This is a genomic window from Bacteroides sp. BFG-606, from assembly GCF_024788145.1.
Classification (GTDB): domain Bacteria; phylum Bacteroidota; class Bacteroidia; order Bacteroidales; family Bacteroidaceae; genus Bacteroides; species Bacteroides vicugnae.
On the sequence record NZ_JANUIL010000001.1, the window covers coordinates 4,054,739 to 4,076,481 of the forward strand.

11 protein-coding genes and 2 pseudogenes are annotated in these 21,743 nt (G+C 39.3%); 4 read left to right on the forward strand and 9 right to left on the reverse strand.

The window, feature by feature from the left end; all coding sequences use genetic code 11:
* Positions 1–20: 20 nt before the first annotated feature.
* The 3 genes and pseudogenes from NXV01_RS15160 to NXV01_RS15170 all read left to right on the forward strand — a co-directional run bounded on the left by NXV01_RS15160 (position 21) and on the right by NXV01_RS15170 (position 3,965).
* A complete protein-coding gene (locus NXV01_RS15160) occupies positions 21–1,472 on the forward strand; it encodes a calcineurin-like phosphoesterase family protein (protein ID WP_148367925.1) in 1,452 nt (483 codons plus the stop codon).
* Between the two features lie 58 nt (positions 1,473–1,530).
* A pseudogene (locus NXV01_RS15165) lies at positions 1,531–2,876 on the forward strand (DUF5009 domain-containing protein).
* Between the two features lie 18 nt (positions 2,877–2,894).
* Positions 2,895–3,965 carry an SGNH/GDSL hydrolase family protein gene (locus NXV01_RS15170; RefSeq protein ID WP_259022801.1) on the forward strand — a complete coding sequence of 357 codons (1,071 nt, stop codon included), beginning with the start codon at positions 2,895–2,897 and terminating at the stop codon, positions 3,963–3,965.
* 699 nt (positions 3,966–4,664) lie between these two features.
* Here NXV01_RS15170 and NXV01_RS15175 read toward each other — a convergent pair.
* The 9 genes and pseudogenes from NXV01_RS15175 to NXV01_RS15215 all read right to left on the reverse strand — a co-directional run.
* The gene (locus NXV01_RS15175) at positions 4,665–6,077 is read right to left on the reverse strand and encodes a DUF5009 domain-containing protein (protein WP_259022802.1); all 1,413 of its coding nucleotides are present in this window, start codon (positions 6,075–6,077) and stop codon (positions 4,665–4,667) included.
* The gene (locus NXV01_RS15180; protein ID WP_259022804.1) at positions 6,074–8,728 is read right to left on the reverse strand and encodes an alpha amylase family protein; all 2,655 of its coding nucleotides are present in this window, start codon (positions 8,726–8,728) and stop codon (positions 6,074–6,076) included. The genes NXV01_RS15175 and NXV01_RS15180 overlap by 4 nt, the downstream gene beginning before the upstream one ends.
* A gap of 7 nt (positions 8,729–8,735) precedes the next feature.
* On the reverse strand, positions 8,736–10,169 hold the full coding sequence (locus NXV01_RS15185) for a calcineurin-like phosphoesterase family protein (RefSeq protein WP_259022805.1): 1,434 nt from the start codon (positions 10,167–10,169) through the stop codon (positions 8,736–8,738).
* 22 nt (positions 10,170–10,191) lie between these two features.
* Positions 10,192–11,595: an alpha amylase family protein gene (locus NXV01_RS15190; protein WP_234133919.1), complete on the reverse strand. Its 1,404-nt coding sequence runs from the start codon at positions 11,593–11,595 to the stop codon at positions 10,192–10,194.
* Between the two features lie 35 nt (positions 11,596–11,630).
* Positions 11,631–13,328 (reverse strand): DUF5018 domain-containing protein, encoded by a 1,698-nt coding sequence (locus tag NXV01_RS15195; RefSeq protein ID WP_148367930.1) that lies wholly within the window; start codon positions 13,326–13,328, stop codon positions 11,631–11,633.
* Positions 13,329–13,346: 18 nt separating this feature from the next.
* The gene (locus NXV01_RS15200; protein ID WP_148367931.1) at positions 13,347–15,008 is read right to left on the reverse strand and encodes a RagB/SusD family nutrient uptake outer membrane protein; all 1,662 of its coding nucleotides are present in this window, start codon (positions 15,006–15,008) and stop codon (positions 13,347–13,349) included.
* 18 nt (positions 15,009–15,026) lie between these two features.
* Complete coding sequence (locus NXV01_RS15205) at positions 15,027–18,251, reverse strand: TonB-dependent receptor (protein ID WP_259022806.1); 3,225 nt, start codon at positions 18,249–18,251, stop codon at positions 15,027–15,029.
* A gap of 52 nt (positions 18,252–18,303) precedes the next feature.
* Entirely contained in the window at positions 18,304–19,467 is a 1,164-nt protein-coding gene (locus NXV01_RS15210) for an AGE family epimerase/isomerase (RefSeq protein ID WP_259022807.1), read from the reverse strand.
* Positions 19,468–19,507: 40 nt separating this feature from the next.
* Positions 19,508–20,005 (reverse strand): annotated as a pseudogene (locus NXV01_RS15215) (MFS transporter); the annotation flags it as partial.
* 80 nt (positions 20,006–20,085) lie between these two features.
* Here NXV01_RS15215 and NXV01_RS15220 point away from each other — a divergent pair.
* Positions 20,086–21,720: a sialidase family protein gene (locus tag NXV01_RS15220; protein ID WP_259022808.1), complete on the forward strand. Its 1,635-nt coding sequence runs from the start codon at positions 20,086–20,088 to the stop codon at positions 21,718–21,720.
* Positions 21,721–21,743 lie beyond the last annotated feature (23 nt).

A 21,743-nucleotide genomic window follows, 5' to 3' on the forward strand; every position in this document is an offset into this window, starting at 1 on the left:
ATTATAAAGTATACCTCAATATGAGAACGAATAAACTACACTTGTTTTTATTTCTTTTAATGTGTTTCTGCCTGAACCTTTCAGTTCAGGCGGAAGCCTCTATCAACATTATCAAAGGTAAAGTCACCTGCGAAGGTAAAGGAATGGGGGGAGTAATGGTTACCGACGGCCATATATGTGTGCAGACCGACGCTTCAGGGAAATATAGTATCCCCACTTTGGGAGACAGTCGTTTTGTATATATTTGTACTCCTTCAGGCTATCTGACAGACCGGAAAGGAACTATCCCTTCTTTCTATCTACCTATTGATTATTCTAAAAAGCAAAACTATAATTTTAATCTGAAGAAGAATCCCAAAGATGATGTTTCCCATGTTTTTGTAGCTCAATCTGATATACAAGTTACTTCCAGAGACGAACTGGCTATTTATCAACATGTAGTCGACGATTGCAAACAACTTCTCTCTTCTTATGCAACAACAGAAGTTTTTGGAATTGATTGTGGAGACATTGTAGGCGATCATCAAGAATTATATCCCGATTATTTGAAAAGAGCCGATCAACTGGATATACCTATCTATCGTGTAGTTGGCAATCATGATATGAATTATGACGGTCGCACGCATGAAACTTCCTACAAGACTTTTGAAGATACTTTTGGTCCTTCTTACTATTCTTTTAATAAGGGAAATGCCCATTATATTGTAGTAGACAATAATTTCTTTATCGGACGTGATTATTTCTATATGGGTTATCTGGATGAGAAAACATTTGCATGGCTTGATAAGGATTTATCATACGTACCGAAAGGGGCACTCGTATTCTTCATTATGCATATCCCTTCCCGCCAAACAGAAAAACAAGAAGCTTTTTTGTATAACTATGATATGATTGGTAATCAGATGGTCAACGCAGGTGCACTGCATCAGATGTTGAAACCCTACAAAGCACATCTTATCACAGGACATACTCATTACAATCTTAATGTCGTATTCGATGAGAATCTGATGGAACATAATACGGCTGCAGTTTGTGGTACGTGGTGGAAAGCGGATATTTGTCTGGATGGTACTCCACGTGGTTATGGCGTATATGAAGTAAATGATAACGATGTAAAATGGTATTACAAAAGTTCCGGATATCCCAAAGAACATCAATTTCGTTCTTATCCTGTAGGAGCTTCTAAGGAACATCCGTCAGATATTATTGCTAATGTATGGAACTGGGATAAACTGTGGAAAGTGGAATGGCTGGAAGACGGTCAGTTGATGGGAAACATGACACGATATACTGGTTTAGATCCATACGCATCAGTAGTATGTTCGGACCGGGAAAAGATGGTATATACATGGATTACCCCAAGACCTACCCAACATATGTTTCGGGCAACTCCTAAAAATAAAGATGCTCATATAACGGTTAAAGTAACCGACCGTTTTGGCAAAGAATATATTCAAACAATCAATCCATAGATATATGAATAAACGTGCTTATGCTTTAGATGCCCTACGAGGTTATGCCATCATCACGATGGTGCTTTCGGCAACTGTTGCATGGAATTCTCTACCCGGATGGATGTATCACGCACAAACTCCTCCTCCGGACAGAGCTTTCGATGCCAGTTTATCGGGAATCACCTGGGTGGATCTTGTTTTTCCATTCTTCCTGTTTGCAATGGGTGCTGCTTTCCCTTTCTCGATCAAAAAAGATTTGAGAAAGGGGATACTAAGTTACGATTAGTATATGAAGCTATCAAGCGAGGTGTGCAATTGACTTTCTTTGCTATTTTTATTCAACATTTTTATCCGTATGTTTTAAGTAATCCACAAGACGTGCGTGCCTGGTTATTATCCATTCTTTGTTTTATTATACTATTTCCTATGTTCATTCGCATCCCTCTGAAAATGCCAGATTGGATGCGTACAGTTATCAAGGTAACGGCCTATGTAATAGCCATTGTCTTGTTACTGACAACTCAATATGCAAATGAAAGAACTTTTGATGTATCATTCAACAACATAATCATATTACTGCTGGCAAATATGGCTGTTTTTGGTTCGGTCATATATATTTTCACAATGCAAAATCTCCGGGCACGAATAGGTGTATTACTAATATTGATGGCTTTGTTATTAAGTGGACAGGTTGACAATTCCTGGACACAAGCTATATACACCTACACACCTCTACCTTGGGCTTTTCATTTTGAGTATTTACAATATCTCCTTATCGTGATTCCGGGAAGCATCGCCGGAGAGTATTTGATGGAGTGGCTGAAGCAGCACAATGATTCGTCTGTTGAATCTACAAATAAATGGAAAGCTATCGCAATGATTCTTTTGACATTAGCTATAATTATTGTAAATTTGGCAGGACTTTATACACATTGTTCAGTCTTGAACCTGATAATAAATATTCCGTTGCTGATAAGTGGAGTCTTTTTATTGAGAAAGGGCACAGGATTTATAAAGCTTTGGAGAGAACTTTTTACAGCCGGAGCTTTCTTAGTTGTTTTGGGATTATGCTTTGAACCTTTTCAGGGAGGTATAAAAAAAGATCCCGCCACTTTGAGTTATTTATTTCTCACTTCAGGTCTGGCATTTATGGCTTTATTGCTTTTAAATGTGATATGTGATTATTTTCGTTGTGTAAAGAGTACCCGTTTTCTTGTAATGCCCGGACAAAATCCCATGATGGCCTATGTAGTAGGAGATCTGTTGATTATGCCCGTAATCAATTTATTAGGAATTGCATCATTGCTTGTTTATTTCAATGAGAATGCATGGATGGGATTTTTACGAGGGGTAGTATTAACGGCATTATCAGTATTGGTAACCATGTTCTTTACCCGAATAAAATGCTTTTGGAGAACTTGAAACAATAATATTCAAAATATGAAAAGAAGAATTTGTGTTTTTATAATGCTTTTTTTGATGTGTCATATATATGCCCAACTAGTATATCATGATGCATCAAAGTTCCCTCTATTAGGAAAAGCCACCGAAGCCACCGGAGTACGATATGAAAGACTTCCGGATTCATTGAAGAATATTTCCCGTGCTCCGTTATGGAATTTAAGTCGTAATTCTGCCGGAATGGCGATACGTTTTTGCAGTAATTCTACCACGATAGCTGCAAAATGGGAAGCTCTTATCAATTTTCATATGAATCACATGACTGATACAGGTGCAAAAGGCTTAGACCTTTATTGTCTTCAGAAGAATGGGGAGTGGCGTTTTGTAAACAGTGGTCGTCCGAATGGAAAAATAAATCAAGCAATAATCATTGCTAACATGCAACCGGAAGAGAGAGAATATATGCTTTATCTTCCTCTCTATGACGGTTTGGTTTCCCTATCTATAGGGATTGATTCGTTAGCTACTATCAATCAGCCTTTAATTGATTATCCAATTCGTCAGAAGCCGGTTGTATTTTATGGAACCAGTATTCTTCAGGGAGGTTGTGCTTCACGTCCCGGAATGGCACATACAAACGTTATATCAAGAAGATTAAATCGTGAATGTATCAATCTGGGATTCAGTGGAAATGCATTGCTAGATTTAGAAGTCGCCAAAGTGATAGCCGAGGTAGATGCCAGTGTTTTTGTTTTGGACTTTGTGCCTAATGCTTCTGTAGAACAGATGAAAGAACGTATGGAAACATTCTATCACATCATTCGTAGTAAACATCCGGATACGCCAATCATTTTTATAGAAGATCCTATCTTCACTCATACACTTTATGATGAAAGAATTGCTAAGGAAGTACAAAGAAAGAATGATACGCTAAGGGAGATATTCAACCGACTAAAGAAGGAAAATGAGAAGAATATTATTTTAATCTCTTCAAAGAATATGCTGGGAGAAGATGGAGAAGCCACAATTGATGGTATTCATTTCACAGATTTAGGCATGATGAGATATGCTGATCTTGTCTGTCCAATCATAAAAAAAGCAATCAAATAAAATAGTGTCGCTATCGGCTTGGTATAGCGTCGCTATATGAAGCTTATAGCAACGCTATCCTGTTGACATAGCGTCACTATTTTAATAATCTTAATAGGCGGCTTTTTCGTACGCTATATCAATAGAAACAAATCTTCAAATATCAAAATGATAAAATGTCATTTTGATATTTGAATTGCACTATAATCGAATTTATTCAGTCTCAATGCCAGGCGTAGAAAAGAATCGTACGGATTAGTGATTTGTATAATTCAGGAATCGAAGAAATTCTTCTATTATAGAGCATAATCATTATTATTGAATATTATGCGCCGCATAGTGAATGCATTTATCAATCCATACATGCTTTTTGTTTAACTAAACAGAGTCCTAAAAACACCTCTAATAAATCAAGAAATCCTATTTTTACGAGTAGAATATGTTTCCTTTTAAATGTACGTGGCGTTTCTTATAAACCAACCTTGTGTTTCTTTAAAACCAACCGTACGTTTCATTAGAATCAACCGTATGTTTTTCGCAAATAATACGGTAATTTATATGCAAATGACCGTTCTTTTATTCGTAATTATGCATATAAATACCGTATTTTATTTGTTTACTTCTCTACTTCTTTTCATTTACAAAGGATAGGAAATAGTAGAATCTATAAAAAAGCGACAGAAAGCAAATCTTTTTAATATAAAATAATCGCATTGATATTTACGTTCTCCAAAACCATTTGATTTTTGTGAAGAACATAGTCACTAAAACTGCCAAAGAAGTAAGAATTACTCCTTGGAGAAAACCTAACCAAGCACTTTGTTGAAAATAAGATAACAATGAAGCAACTCCTAATATGTTAGCTAATGGCATAATCAATAAATCGCCGACCACATAAGCTATCATTGGATTCTGACCGGACATGACTAAAAAACGAGTACTTTTGACACACCGGAAATAGTCACAAATAATACTTAGGAATATAAGAGCCAGAAAAGCCAGCCCGGAAGTAACAAAGAAATAACTAAAAGTTGTCGGATCTTTTTTAATGCCATCCTGAAAAGGTTCAAAACACAAACCCAAAAGAAGTAAGTATGCGCCTGCATTAAACAGCTTTTTCCATAATAGGACTATTCCATCCACCTTGTGGGGAAATATACATTTGCCTGTTAGCAGCAATAAAACTGTAACCACCAGATTAATAACCAAATTACGAGTGTAGAGACCGTAAAGATTACTAATGATAAGAACGACGGATAATATCATCAACATGATACTCATTTTACGATAAGGAGATGTAGCATAATCATCCGTCTCTTTTTGATATGTTTTCATCCACTCCGCTAAATATTCGCCAGCTATACTGCCGGGAATAACGATGAATAAGTATTTCAAGTAATCAAACCGATACATCCATGGCAGAGGAGTATAATTAAATACACTCTGTGTCCACGAACCATCCACTGTACTCCCTAATATCATTGTCAGTAGCAATATCAGAATTCCTAAACGTATCCAACGATTATGCATTGTGAAAATGTAAAGAATAGAGCCGAAAATAGCCATATTAGCCAACAACAAAATGATGATATTACTGGAGAATAGGCTGAATGTCTTGTCATCCGCATAAGAGGTGGTTGCTAACATGATAGCAGCGATAATGTAAGCTCCAACTTTTATTGAAGTATGTACCCAATCCGGCATCTTCAAAGGAATACGCATAAACATGGGAAATAGAACAATAAAACAGAGTATAGCCAGCAACCATGCCCTCATATCTTGTGGAGAGCTTAACATATACGGATAAAAATGCTGGATAAAAATAGCAAAGAAAGTCAACTGAATCCCCCGTTTGACAGCTTCATAAACAAGTTTCAGTTTTGAATCACCTTTTTCAGCACGTTTCCTTATGGAAAAAGGAAACGCGGCTCCCATAGCGAACAAGAAAAAAGGGAACACAAGATCTACCCAAGTAATGCCGGGTAACAACGGATTAAACACATGATCTGGCGGAGGCGTTTGCGCATGACTCATCCAACCGGGAAGAACATGCGTTACGATGGTAGCCGAAAGTACCATCGTAATAATTGCATATCCTCTTAAAGCATCTAAAGCTAAAGCTCTGTTATTCATAAAGCTCCCCCTTCACGCATTCCTTTTTCTACTTCCTTCCAAAGATTCTTTTGGATGATGTGTACAATATCAAATACCATGAGTCCATCCGATCGACGGAGGTTCATTTCTATTGTTTCAGATAATTTTCCCGGGTTATCGTAGAATTGATCTACTAGGATACCACCCATAAACTTGTTATCTTTCAGAATTTGACGTAAGTGTTGACAAGAACCTTCCACACAGTACCATGTACCGGCTTGAGCTTGTGAGTCTGTTTCGTTCCAGATACTGTGGTTCGTTTTCTTATACTCTTCTATTGTTATGTCTGTATAGTAATTTCCAGTTGCATACAAATCAATCAGCTCTGCATATCCATAATTTTTATATTCGGGAGTAGCCCAGCTGAAATCTTGAGCCGGATCATACTTTTTACTGGCGAAATTAACTCCTACTTCGTAGTAAGACGGATACCAAGCTCCAGTATATGTGCCAAAAGAAACTTTTGGATTGGTAGCTTTAACTTCTTTACGTGCCAATGCCATAAAATCAGTAATGTTTTTCGTCCTCCATTCAATCCATTTCTGGAAAAACTTTCCCGGTTGCATGATATACTTCCCACCAGCATTCTTCTTCCAAACAAAAATATCTTCGGGGAACTTGGTCACTTTCTTATCTATATATTCTTCAAATTTCTCACGCGAAAGTGATGAAAAGTCGGCTGTTATTCCATCATAACGTACGCGATCGAGCATCAGTCCATCCAAATCAGGATAATTGGTCACCACTTCTTTCAGTACATTCAGAATATGCGTCCGATATTCCTCATTCAAGGGGTTAATCATAGCACCGTATTTCTGTTTTTCTTCCGTGATTGGAATAATGCCTTTCTCGGGAGTATACACCATTGATGCCCAGTCCGGATGTCCGCTATATACCATTCCGCGATCGAAATAATTGTGTCCGGCGCAGAACACATTTAGGGAAGCATGAATCTCAAGTCCCAATTCATGCCCTTTTTTAATGAAATGTTGCAAGTAATCAAAATTCCCAGCTTTTGCACCATTCCATTCCTTCATCTGTGGGGCAAACTGGCTTTGATAAAGTACTTCTCCGGTAATGGGGCGGATGTCCACTATTGCGTGGGTAAAACCTAATGATTTGATTTTCTCCAGATAGTAGTCTATCGAGTCTTTATGACTGAAACGTTCGAAATTAGCTTCGGCATCAAACCACATTAAAGCAGGTTTCTTCTTGATTACAATCCGGAAAGGAGAAGCAGGAATTTCCGCATTGTTACATAGTTCTCCCAACATATAATTCCGGAAACAATAGCGCACCTCTACCGGATCATTTACAGAATCATTCCATACTTTTACAGTGGATGAGCCATTGATTATTTCTGCTTTAGCCGATCGGAATATACCATCTGTCCCGACTATTTCAAATCCTTTTATATTTTGATTTTCAGGAGTCAATCCATCTTCACCATGTTCAAAATCTATTTCTACTATGTTCTCTTTTATCCGGTGTGATTTATATATAGGACCGGAATATTGAATACCTTTACGATGATAGGTCTTTACCAATGCCCAATAAGCCAATCGCTCACCGATCTTTATTTTATAAGGTGAATGAATAAAGTTTTCACTTCCGGCATCTCCTGTTGTCACCATCCCGACATTAGGAACTTCTGACATCAATTCCAACTGACATTGACGGAACCAAGCCCAATCCTGTTTATCATTGCCTTCCGATTTCCACGGCGCAATCTGTACGTAATAAAATGGCATTTGGGGATTATTGAAGAATGTTCTCCATTGGGAAACCATCGCAGGAAATAATCTTTTATATAATCCAGGATCGGGTGTGTTTGCTTCGCCTTGATACCAGATAACTCCTTTAACAGGAAATCCTTTCCATGGATTTACCATTGCATTCCATAATAATGTGGGAGTCCCTGCCATCCATTCAAACTCTTTCTGTTCCACGCAGGGTAATGCTATTTCCGGGAAGTCCGACAAAGTCTCTTTATCCATCCAGGCCTCTATTTTTGACATACTCCAGGAACAATGTATCAGTCCGACGGGAATATCCAGAGATTGTTGTAGCTGATTACCAAAGAAATAAGCTGTCGCACTGAAATTAGCAACTTCTTCCGGAGAGGCTTCTTCCCATTCTCCTTCCACCCCAGCTTCCTGTGGAGTGGTACTCCAGGCATTTTTTACTGTATAGAGACGCAATGGACGTTGAGGATTGGCAGATACAATGTACGGCTGGGAGCCAAACACTGGCTGTCCACGGAATCCTTTTACAGGCATCTCCATATTCGACTGTCCGGAACAGAACCAGACTTCTCCTATTAAAATATTTTGTAACTTGAGTTCCTCTCCGTCCGAGAACGTTATACTGTATGGCCCTCCGGCTCTCGGTGTTTGAAGCGTAAGTTTCCATTCACCTTTTGTATCAACATTCGTTTGGACTTTTTTATTATCCCATGAAGCGATAGCTTGCACGCGTTTTCCCGAAGTTGCCGTTCCAGAGAAAGTAACCTCTGATTGTTGCTGCAACACCATATTACTCCCCCAAATGGAAGTTAGAGTTACTTTAGCTTCTGCCTTCAAAAGAAACGACAAACATATCAATAATATAAAATATCTGGCTCTCAACATATTATCTTTATTTATTTTCTATAGCTTTAGTGTATACATTACCGAAGCGGTCTGTTACTTTCACTTCCATTTTAGCATTCTTATTGTGGGGAGTAGCATGAAAAAGATGTTCGGTAAGAACAGGGGAAATCCATTCATACTTCACCTTTTCTTTGTCAGAACAGATTGCTTTGGCTGTAGGATCGTACCCTTTATAACGTTGCATTTCTCCCATTCGCTTTCCGTTTTCATACCATTCCACTTTCCATTGTTCATCCCAGTTCCATACATTAGCAATGATATCAGAAGGATGCTCGTCGGATGATCCCGCAGGATATACATGTAGCTGATGTTCTGCCGGATAGCCTGCGCTTTTATATATCCATTTCACTTGATTCCCATCTACTTCATATACTCCGTATCCCCTCGGAGTGCCGTCCACATTAATATCTGCACGCCACCAAGTACCGCATACGGCAGCTGTATTATGTTCCATTAATGAATCATTAAAGCATACGTTCAAATTGAAATGTGTATGTCCGGAAATGATATGAGCATTATAATCTTCCAATAGTTTGTACAGTGCAGCTGTATTTACAGTTTCATCCTGATCTAGGGTATTATATCTTAACTTCTTCTGAAGACTGGAAGGAATATGCATTACCACAAAGACAAGTTTGTCTTTAGGCACGTATGAGAGGTCTTGCTCCAGCCATTGGAAAGTGCGTTCATCAATGTAACCTATATATTGATAATCACGGTTGACATAAAAGCAATTATCGAGTACGATATAATGTGCATTTCCTTTATTAAATGAATAATAGATGGGACCGAAATAACTTTCGAAAGTACGATAGGAGTATTCAAAAGTACGTCCTCCATACGTCATGTCATGATTACCGATTGCCCGATATATGGGAAGCTTTAATGATGATACCGTGTTTATATATGAGGGATATAAAGAGGGGGTATCTCCTACAATATCCCCACAATCTATACCGAATACCTCTTTTTTACCTATATAAGGACGAATATATTCTTTCATATCCTGCAAATATTTTGCATAGGCTTTTACATCATCCTCGGAAGTCACTTGGGCATCTGCCTGCACCAAAAAAAGATGATTCATTTCATTTTGCGGATTTCTTATCAATTCGAAATCGTAAACACCTTGTTTGGCCGGATTCAGCTTTTGATAGAATAAAGGTATTGTTTGTTCTGCTTTCGGCAAATATCCGGAAGGAGTGGATAAATAAATAAAACGAACATCTCTATTGGAGAGGAGAGTGTATTGGCCTTGTTGGTCAGTCAACGTACAGTCTATTCCGTCGGTAACTACTATTCCTGGAATTCCTATTCCATCGCAAGTCACTTTCCCGCGAATATGATTAGAAGGAATCTGGGCTTGTAAATTCAAGCCCAGACCTACTAATAAAAAAAATTGTAATAAATATATTTTCATAATTAGTTGGTTAGTTCAAACCTTATTCTTCGATAGATTCCAGATATTTATCAAAGCCCGTTTTAAAAGCATTCCAGTAGTCATACATCTTAATGTGGCAAAGGTCGAAGGCAAAGAAACCGTCGCTATTATTGATACAAGCATCAATGGCATCCGGAATTTTGGCAGATTGTCCTCCGTCGGTCCATCCGGTACTGTTACCTATATCCGGTCCACCGGCAAAAGGTACATCACCTTGTAGCAATTCGCGTCCATTCTTGCAAAAGCCTTCCATGGTCCACTCCCCGCTTCCATATATATTGTTCACGGAAGCATAGGCACCCAAGAAGATATAGTCTAAATGATCTGCATATCCATAATTTTTATAATCGGCAGTAGCCCATTTCGGATAGTAAGTAGAGGTGTTGTATTTAGGGCTGGCCCAGTTTACACCTGACGTATAGTATGTAGAATACCAAGCACCGACATAAACTCCAAATTTGATATTGTTATTGACAGATTTAACCTTGTCGCGCGCCTTTACAACGAAATCATGAATAACTTTCACTCTGAATTCCAGCCACTTCTTAAAATAGGCAGGCTGTTCCGAAGGAAGTTCATCCGTACCGGGTGCCATAATATCTGCCGGGAAGTTTGCTACAGTTTCACCGATGTATTCTTCGAACTTCTGTTTGGAAATGTCTGAAAAATCACTTTCTAAACCATAGTCATCATAACGACAACGGTCTAGTATAATGCCATCCAGATCATATTTAGCCAAGTCGGCCAATAATTGTAAAACGAAGTTTTGTACATCATCATTAGCCGGGTTGAAGAATTTTGTCCCATAATCAGTCTCATCGTCCAACAAATCCATTGTATTGGTTAGCCCATCAGCCAAATTAGCTACACTAGCCCATCCTTTTTTAGAATCATCACGGAATAATACTCCATCATGCCCCAGATTATACGGACATAAATAACCGCCTACAAATGTATTGATGGATGCATTCACTTTTAATTCCTGTTTACGAGCCTCATCAATAAATGCTTGTAAGTAATCCCAAGTTTCCGTCCTTTCATAATAACTATATCCGGAATTACCCCATACATCCATACGTTTCACCTGATCTACAACATTTGTATTGAATAATACATCTCCTGTAGTGGGACGTACATCGACAATAATATCAGTGAATCCTGCCGCTTTTATCTTTTCCATATCTTTGGCTATGTTTTCCTTACTATTGGCATAGTCAGGAAAATTAGCAGCCGCATCAATCCAAATATATCGTGGCTTAGCTTCTGTAACATCCGGCTCGTCCGGCTTTTCTGTCGAATTATCGTTCCACGGCCATCCGGGAATTCCATCAGAATTATCACTACAGGAGGTTATTGTAACTGCTCCCAAGAAAGTCAGTATTAGTATTTCTAGAAATTTTCTCATATCATATTTGTTTTATTAAGTAGATACTACTTTAATTATTTGTCGATACAATCAAATTCATATCCTCCGATAACCTTACAGTTGTTATCCACGTAGTAAACACGGAGTTTATATCCATCTGTTGTTGGGGCAAGCAATACATCGCCTGTTGCAGCTACACCATCAGCAGAGTTGAACGAAGAAAGTGTCGGATTGAATGACAAAGCATCCGAAGTAGATACTGTACCGGTGAATGATCCGTCTGATGTTACATCATACATATATAGGTATGGAGTTCCACCCCATTGTGGGAAATGAGCTGTACATACCAATACAAGATATTGTGCATTATTAAAGCTTCTTGCATCCAGACAGTTGTTGTTCATTGCCCAAGAATTACCATTGTCGGAATCTGCCAAAGATTTGGCTGCATTGTTACTTGCTCCATTCACCCAATAAAGTATGTTAGCGTCATAATATGACAAGAAATAATCACTTTGAGCGGTAGTTCCCTTAGTCACAACTTTAGTGTTTGATACAGGTGCTCCCCAACTATCTACACCGTTTACTGAAACAACTTGAGGACTTCCCAGTACGCCATCTGTTATAATCCAACGGACAAACTTGTTGGAACCAGAGCCCGATGCTCCGTCGCAAGTGGCAATAATAGAGGCATTAGTATTGATATCTCCTTGAACAGACACTTTCGTACCCATATCCAGACCTGTACTATTGGTATAAGTTGTCAATAAAGTCGGAGCTGTTGTCACAGACGAAGTTTTATAGATAGAGAAGGATTTACCGTTAGTAGCCTTGGTAGCTAATAATATATTTCCCTTACTATCACTCGTCATACATCCCAAAGAAGCAACACTCACACTTCCCAAAGTTACATTACCAATCTTATTTCCGGTAGATGCATTGTAATATGTAGGAGTGGTGGCACCATCTCCTAGGCAAACTACCAAATTATTTCCGCTAACGGCCAAAGAGGGTGAATTAGCATCGGTCCAAGGTAATCCGATAACTCCCATATCCAATTTGAATAATTCTGTTTCACTACCTTTTCTGTATCCGTAAGGGATCTTATCCGGTACTGCTTTTTGAATGGTATACGTTTGTTTTGTCACTCCATCGTGAGCTATCACCGTAAGTTCCACAGGCGAGTTAAAATTAAGCGGCTCCGTTTTAGGATCCGGTGACATGGTTGCATGGGCTGACAATGAATAATCTGCCAAGCAAGAAGATAAGTCTTCTGCAGAGATTAAAGATACAGTTTTATGGTCTTCATCGATAATACCGGTAATATCCTCTGATGGTATTGAGAAACTTAGTAACTGACATTTAGTAGACTTAACTCTTTCACCTGTGATACAGATTTGTTTCTTATATCCTTGAGCGTCTGTGTAAGTGAAATAGTTTTCTTTAGTCAAGTCCAGAATTGAAAGAACCGGCTCAATGGTACAGTTGGGCGCCAACTTTGCCTGAACCCTCATCGTCTTCATATATTCTGAAGTTTCATTATCGCTATTTTCAGGATAATACCATGGCATAGGGATTACATACTTATCTACAGAAGCATCTGCAATGGTATACACTACTGCTTCTTTATCTACGTATGGTCCAGAAGTAAAGAGCGCAGTCAAGCTCGTGATTCCCTGCCTGTCCGCAGTAGGAAGCACATATTCCGGATCTTGGCAAGAACTCGTGAGAGCCAAAACCCCTAATAATAGATATAGTATATTCTTTTTCATAATGTTTTCATTTTAGATTTATTGCCATTCTGCATATTGAGTTACTGCACCGTTATTATCCAACTCTGCCTGTGGCATTGGGAAACGATACATCTTAGTCGGGAAATTACGATCTTTATCGTCACATTGTGTATAAATGTAAGTGAAAGATCCATTTGCATTTTGCTCTATTTTCATTCCATGAAGACGAATACCGGTAAATGCTGTTGCAGATAATTTCCAACGCCGCATATCCCAATAGTAATGTCCTTCGTATGCAAGTTCCACTTTACGTTCCTGACGGATGGCTTTTATTAAATCATTACCGCTTTTGTCTGTGTAAGATAAGCCGACTCTGTTACGAATATCTTTAATATCTTTATTTGCCTTATCCGTATAGCCATTCAAATGATAGCAGGCTTCTGCATGATTCAATAAGACTTCTGCATAACGAATTTCCGTCCATGGCTGCGTACTGGCTTGTATGGAAGTAAAGTTGTGATCCTCGTCTACCAGTTTGCGCAAATAGTATCCGGTGGTAGAACGCCCTTCCGGCTTCGCATCCGTTTTCCATGCAGCCCAGCCATCAGTACCATTTACGAAAGATTCTATAGTTCTACCTTTCCATGTTGCTCCATTATAAAGAATGGTAGCTTTAAAGCGCGGTTCCAGCTTATCGTAAGGAGGAGTAGCTGTAGTACCTTCAGCAGTATGCCATGCACTCCAATCAGGGAAACCACTGCCATCTGCATATTCATACGATTCAACCATTTCTTGTGTTGGGGTACCAAATCCTCCAGTCATGGAGTTACCATCCAATACTTTATCACCTCCAGGAGTCATATATCCATCAAAGTCATGAGTCACAGTAGAACTTTTATCATAACAATATTGTAAAATGGCTTCTTTGCTTCCCGCTTTAAAGGCATTTGAATAGTCTTCTTTTGCTTCCAGTTCATAGCCCATTGCCATCACCTTTTCAGCTGCGATGCGAGCATCATCCCATCTTTCAGCATACAACATAGCTCTTGACAACATTGCATAAGCAGCTCCGCTGGTTAGACGTCCGTTAGGAGTTTTATCGACAGGCAAATGTTCGCCAGCATACTTCAAATCATTATATACAAAGTTCCATCCATCGGCTTCCGAACTAACCGGCATATCCTTTTGGATATTATCCAAGTTCTCATCGTATATGATAACTTCTTTATAACGTTTTAATAAATCTGTATAGAGATATCCTCTGAAAAAACGCATTTCAGCTTCCAGGCGTTCTTCATCAGTCTGATTGAATGAAGCATACTTCTTTAATTTGTTGATACCTTCATTGACGCGGCGCACGTACTCGTACATAGTACCCCAGTTACCTAAATAAGTACTAACATAGTTCACCGTAAGGACAGAACCTCCATAAGCAATTTCACTGGGTATTTGACATTTGGCCATATAGTTGTAAGAACCATATTTAAGCTGATCCGTCAAAGCTTCTGTCATTCCTGCCAAACATTGTCCGTCCCGATAGACTCCTAAATAATCTATATAGCGATAGAAATCGTTGACTGCTTGCTCTGCATAGTCAAGTTTACTCCATACAAGTTTATCTGATGCTCTGTCTGTTGGAGTCATGTCCAGATAATCGCTACATGAGCCAAGCCCTAAAGAGGCTCCCAACAATATGATACTTAATACTTTTGTTTTCATAATAGAACTTTTAAAGGTTTAGAAAGTCAAAGTTATACCGCCCATAATAGTGCGTTGTTGAGGATAGTATCCGTTATTTACTCCCGGAGATTCAGGATCGATTCCATCAGGAAGACCGCAAATCGTGAATAAATTGGAACCTTCTACATAAATTCTTAGATTCTGAATACCTACGGGGCTCATCCATTTCTTGGGGAATGTATAACCTAATTGTGCAGATTTGAGACGAAGGTATCTACCATTACGCAGCCAGAAAGTGGAAGCTAGTCCATTATCTCCTCCATGCCCCTGATTGCCCAGCGTAAGTCGGGGGAATGTTCCATTCGGGTTTTCTACTGTATATGCATTCTGAACCAAGTATAATGGTGAGTTGGCACCTTCTTTAAATGCTTGTGTCCAAACAGTGTTGTCGTCATAGCCATTATAATAAGTACCTGTCAATGATACGTCGAACAATGCACCTCCGGTAAATTGTGCACTTAAATCGAATCCATTCCAGTCACAATTTAAGTTCAAACCATAAGTTAGTTCCGGACGATTACCACGTCCAACACGTGTTCTATCATCTTCGTCTATTTTACCATCACCATTCAAATCTTTATACTTGATATCACCTACATTAGGACGGGTGCCATACCAGGCTGAATTGTCTATTTCTTCTTCCGAACGGAATAGACCATCTGCAATCCACACAACAGAGGCATCTACACTACGTCCTGTACGTTTTCTCCATTCTACTGTATTAGGACTATCCGGATAGCGGAGGTAGCGGTTTCTTGCAAATGTCAGATTGAAGCTCGCACCATAGGAGAATGGCTTACCTGCTAAATTTAATTTATTACGATGACTCACCGTTACTTCAACTCCTTTGCTATCTACCTTATTGTAATTGGCATAGGTATAATAATATCCTCCCATGGATGGTGGATAATCACCTCCCATGGATGTCAGGATATCGTAGGTGTAATTATAAAATGCATCGAATTCTACACCTAACAGACCATTCCACATGGTAAAATCAAAACCCGCATTGTAGGTTAAAGTGTTCTCCCAAGTCAGAGTAGGATTAGCTATAACAGAAGCACGTAATGCTTGCATTACTTTTCCATTCAAAATTGTCTGGTATGCATTTTTGTTGCTATCCATCAAATCATAAGTACTAAGGAATGCGTATGGGCTCACTGCATCGTTTCCTAACAAACCAATGGATGCGCGAATCTTCATGTCATCCAAGAATGTCAAATCAGACATAAAATTTTCTTTGGATATTCTCCATGCTACAGATGCTGATGGAAAGAACGCCCAACGTTTTCCACTGACGTTACCCGCGAATTTATAAGAGCCGTCATATCGACCTGTAAATTCTGCCAGATACTTATTGTCATAGTCATATTTCAGACGGAAAACATAACCTATGCTACGATTTGCATCACTGTAGCCCGAGATTGGGGAGTCAGCCGGCTGACCAAAACTTAATTCAGGAAGTTCGGAGAAACTCATATTTTTATTATATCCGGAGAAGCTATTTTCTTTATAGTCCCGGATTTCCGCTAATACCATTGCTTCCACATTATGCTTTCCGAAGGAGTTTGCATAGTTTATACTCCCTTGACCTACCATTTGATGAGAGCTGTATTGTCCTTCACCTAAATTTATTCCATTGGCTGTACCACGGGGATCATCTGCTTTAGACCAAGTCCAATCTGTTGTTGAAGTCGGCATTCTATGTATATATGTAGAATAAGGCGTATTCAGATTCTTATTATGAGAAGTTGTATAGTCATAAGCTCCGGTTACTTTCACGCTCAAGCCTTTAACCCAAGGTACATTATATTGTAAAGAGATGTTGGTCTGTAAATCAAAGCTGTTAGTATGCTTATATCCGGATTCATAAATAGCAGCCAACGGACTGTTGGGCAGACTTGTGTTATTCTGTGTAGTAGCACTATAAAGTCCGTCGTATGTTTCCGGCAAATATGGGTGCATCATTATAGTCTGATGAGCTACTGACAACCAGCCTTGTTCACCTAGTTCGGAATTAGAATCCGTACCACCCGAAGCATATCCCGGAGTCTCACGCTTGCCAACATTTCCTGCAATACCTAAACTTAACTGGAAGTTCTTAGCCAATTGAGTCTCGAGATTAGTTCTCAAATTATATCTCTTGTAAGAGAAATTATCAATGTTACCTTTTTGACCTAAATAACCCACAGAAGCAAAGTAACGCATCTTATCACTACCTCCTTGTACTGTTACATTGTGTTTCTGGTTGATACCGGTTCCGAATACTTTATCAATATAGTTAACATTATCCCATCCGTCAGTAGGATCACCATTCAACATCGCTTCTACATTTGCCTTTGTAAAAACAGGAGTATATTGACTAATCTCCGAAATACTTCCATTTGCCATTTTATCCATCATGTCAGCCATGTTATAATAATAAGCAAATTGAGGTCCATTCATAAACTGTGGGAAGTTTGCATTCATAGATGCTCCTATTGAACCGTTATAAGTGATTCTAGATTTTCCTTCCTGACCTTTTTTAGTAGTTATAATAATAACACCACCCGCTCCTTTTAATCCATAAACTGCTGCAGAAGCTCCATCTTTTAAGACAGATACGCTTTCAATGTCATTAGGATCAATATCATTAATAGAACGAGGCATTCCGTCCACTATATAGGTAACATTATAAATAGAGCCACGAACCCGTAATGTAGCCTGGTCATCTCCCGGTTCACCGGATACTTGGACGGATGAAATACCCGGCAAGCGTCCACCTAAAAGACTCGATACATTGGTTGCCGGTGCTTTCAACAGTTCATCACCTTTTACCGCAGATACGGCTCCGGTCAAAGATTGTTTTTTGGCAGTACCATATCCGACAACAATAACTTCATCCAAAGCCGCCACATCATCTTTCAGAACCACATTAATGGTATTCTGACCTGCTACTTTTATTTCCTGATCTGCCATTCCAACATAAGAGAATGATAAGATGTCTTTTGCTGTGGCCTGAATGCTGTATTTTCCATTTACATCTGTAATTGTGCCATTAGTAGTTCCTTTTACAACAACACTTACTCCTGGTAGAGGTTCCCCTATACCATCAGTAACAGTTCCTTTCACAAAACTCTGTGCATGACTACTGATAGCACATGCAAATAGTGCGCATAATGAAAACATAAATATTTTCAATATACGAGAGTTTTTTTTGATTTTTGAGTTAAACTCTGTCATAGAATTAATTTTTAGATTATTAATATAGATTGGTTAACATATCCGTTATTGTTTATAGCTGTTCCAATACTTTCCAGCATTGGTATAACCCTCTTGGTACATGGAAACATCCTTTCCATTTTCCTCCTTTCAATGGTAGTAGTACTTCACCTCTCCGGTTTAAGTAGCCATACCATTCGGGATATTCTTTATCTTTAAAATGACTCCATGTATAATCGTGTACTTTTTCAAACCATTCCAGACATTGGTTATCTCCGGTCAATTGATAACTCTTCAGAAGAGATATGAGTGTTTCAATATGCACCCACCATAGTTTCTGGTCCCATTCCAGTTGTTGGGGAGGACAACCGTTACGATCCATAAAATAATAGATACCTCCATATTCTTTATCCCAACCATATTCAAGCATTGTAAGAGTGATGTTCTTAGCCTTTTCGATTAATTCCGGACGGTTTAGGCGTTTCCCTAAATCCATTATAAACCACATGGCTTCAATCGCATGGCCAGGGGTAATCTGCCGTCCTTCAAAGCAATCTATCAGATTACCATTCACATCTACATTCTCAACAATGATACCACCAAGTTCGGGACGATAGAAGACAGACATAACTTCATGAATACAAGTATCCATCGCTTGTTCCAAATAGTCCTTGCCTAAAATATGCTCAATTTCCATAGCAAGATTGCATAGTATCATCGGCAGGGCAAAATTTTTTAGATTACGAGTGCCCGGATGAAGTTTATTCCATTTACCTTTCGGATTATCTACTTTGGAAAGGATAATATCGAAGGTTTTCTTAGCAATGTCAGCATATTCCTGATTATCGGTTGCAAGGCTTAATTGCCCGAAAGCCATGGCAGCGAATGTATATGAAAAGATATTGTATGGTTCTACCAATGGTCTACCCAAACGGTCAAGGGAAAAATACCAGTTATAGTCTCCATCATGTCCATATTTTTTTAAAAACTCACCACCTTGAACGGCACAATCCAGCCATTCCTTACGTTTTTCCACTTTATTGTAAAGCATAGAGAACATCCACACTTCGCGGCCTTGCAGCCAGATAAACTTATCTGTATCGAAAACTCTTCCTTCACGATCCAAACAGGTGAAGTAGCCTCCATATTCATGATCTTGTGAGTTTTCAAGCCAGAAAGGAAGAACATTATTCAAGAGTTCATCCTTGTATTGATTTGCCAATTTCTTAAAATCCATACATCTTTTATTATTAAGTTATTAAGGTCTTTTTGTTTTACTATTCCGAACGGTTCCAATATCTTTCAATCTCCTCCAGTGACTTCCCGGTAGTCTCCGGCACGAGTTTCCAGACAATCAGCATATATGGCACGCACATGAGGGCGAACAGGAAGAATGTTCCGGCGGGGGTAAGGTTCTGGAGCATCCAGGGGGTCAACTGTCCGATCAGGTACGTTCCGATCCAGAGAGCGAATCCTGCTATCGACATGGCCAGTCCGCGAACCTTGGTGGGATACATCTCCGAGAGGAGCACGAACACCACAGCGCAGATAGACACGGCACAACAGAATACATAGAACAGGAAGAAAATAAGCAGGAAGAGGCTGGATACTCCCAGGGAATCTCCGAAGAGGAAGTACAGGCCGATGAGAATCAGAGAAACAACCATTCCCGAAACTCCGTAATAAACCAGCTTCTTGCGGCCTACCTTATCAATGATGACAAGAGCCAGAACAGTGGTCAAGGTATTGACTAGTCCTACCAGAACTTGGTAAAATGAAAGTTAACTGTTTGCATAGCTGTATTATGGTAGAAAAGTTTTATCTTTATCGCGTTAAACTAACTAATACCCCCATTATGAGAAGAATTTTTTATTTACTTTTCCTTGTCTTATTAGGCTATTCTTTTGACGTAAAAGCTTCAGACACAGTGTTTATTCATGAAACACAAATCCCGGTTTTGATAGAGCGGCAGGACAATGTTCTGTTCTATATCCGGTTGGATGCAAAGGAAAGCAAGATGCTCGATGAAGTAGTTTTAGATTTCAGTAAAAGTACCAATTTAGCGGATGTTCAGGCAATCAAACTCTATTATGGAGGAACAGAGGCCTTACAAGATCAAAACAAAAATCGCTTTGCCCCTGTAGAGTACATATCCAGCCATCGACCGGGTGCGACATTGGCGGCTAATCCTTCCTATTCCATAAAATGTGCAGAGGTCGGACCATCAGAAAAAGTCGTATTAAGAGGTAATTACAATTTATTTCCAGGTGTCAACTTTTTTTGGATCAGTTTGCAGATGAAAACAGATGCCTCTTTGCATACTAAAGTAGTCTCTGATTTACGTGCTGTAAAAGTGGACGGGAAAGAACTCTATTGTAAATCTATTTCTCCGAAGAATGTTACTCACCGGATGGCAGTCGGAGTCCGTCATGCCGGTAATGATGGTTCTGCTTCCTTCCGTATTCCCGGATTGGTGACAACCAATAAAGGAACATTATTGGGAGTGTACGATGTCCGATATAATAGTAGTGTCGATTTACAGGAATATGTAGATGTGGGTTTAAGTCGTAGCACTGACGGAGGGAAGAGCTGGGAGAAGATGCGTCTTCCGCTTTCATTTGGTGAGTACGGTGGTTTACCTAAAGCACAGAATGGGGTAGGAGATCCCTCTATTTTGGTAGATACCCAAACGAATACCGTCTGGGTGGTTGCCGCATGGACCCATGGTATGGGTAATCAACGTGCCTGGTGGAGCTCCCATCCGGGAATGGATATAAACCATACCGCACAGCTGGTATTGGCAAAGAGTACAGACGATGGTAAAACCTGGTCGAAACCGATCAATATAACAGAACAGGTAAAAGATCCCTCCTGGTATTTTCTGCTTCAAGGTCCCGGACGAGGAATAACGATGAGCGACGGTACATTAGTCTTTCCAACACAGTTTATCGACTCTACCCGTATCCCGAATGCAGGAATCATGTATAGTAAAGATCGGGGAAAAACATGGAAAATGCATCATCCGGCACGGACTAATACGACGGAAGCACAAGTTGCTGAAATAGAACCGGGAGTATTAATGCTGAATATGCGTGATAATAGAGGAGGAAGCCGTGCTGTCGCCCTAACCAAAGATTTGGGAAAAACCTGGACAGAACATCCGTCTTCACGTAAGGCACTTCAGGAACCGGTATGTATGGCCAGCTTGATTCATGTCGATGCCAAGGACAACGTTTTGAATAAAGACCTCCTGTTGTTTTCAAATCCGGATACGACTAAAGGGCGCAATCATATAACAATAAAAGCAAGTCTGGATAAAGGACTTACCTGGTTGCCCGAACATCAAATCATGCTCGACGAAGCAGAAGGATGGGGATATAGTTGCCTGACGATGATTGATAAAGAGACAATCGGTATTCTATATGAGAGCAGTGTGGCACACATGACTTTTCAGACGGTGAAATTAACAGATTTGTTAGGAGTGAAATGAAAGATATAATAGCGGTTAAACTA

Bases quoted from the DNA above. Each gene is read 5' to 3' on its own strand.
- NXV01_RS15205 (WP_259022806.1), bottom strand. From the start codon at position 18,251: ATGACAGAGTTTAACTCAAAAATCAAAAAAAACTCTCGTATATTGAAA.
- NXV01_RS15195 (WP_148367930.1), bottom strand. From the start codon at position 13,328: ATGAAAAAGAATATACTATATCTATTATTAGGGGTTTTGGCTCTCACG.
- NXV01_RS15170 (WP_259022801.1), top strand. From the start codon at position 2,895: ATGAAAAGAAGAATTTGTGTTTTTATAATGCTTTTTTTGATGTGTCAT.
- NXV01_RS15180 (WP_259022804.1), bottom strand. From the start codon at position 8,728: ATGTTGAGAGCCAGATATTTTATATTATTGATATGTTTGTCGTTTCTT.
- NXV01_RS15220 (WP_259022808.1), top strand. From the start codon at position 20,086: ATGAGAAGAATTTTTTATTTACTTTTCCTTGTCTTATTAGGCTATTCT.
- NXV01_RS15160 (WP_148367925.1), top strand. From the start codon at position 21: ATGAGAACGAATAAACTACACTTGTTTTTATTTCTTTTAATGTGTTTC.
- NXV01_RS15185 (WP_259022805.1), bottom strand. From the start codon at position 10,169: ATGAAAATATATTTATTACAATTTTTTTTATTAGTAGGTCTGGGCTTG.
- NXV01_RS15200 (WP_148367931.1), bottom strand. From the start codon at position 15,008: ATGAAAACAAAAGTATTAAGTATCATATTGTTGGGAGCCTCTTTAGGG.
- NXV01_RS15210 (WP_259022807.1), bottom strand. From the start codon at position 19,467: ATGGATTTTAAGAAATTGGCAAATCAATACAAGGATGAACTCTTGAAT.
- NXV01_RS15175 (WP_259022802.1), bottom strand. From the start codon at position 6,077: ATGAATAACAGAGCTTTAGCTTTAGATGCTTTAAGAGGATATGCAATT.
- NXV01_RS15190 (WP_234133919.1), bottom strand. From the start codon at position 11,595: ATGAGAAAATTTCTAGAAATACTAATACTGACTTTCTTGGGAGCAGTT.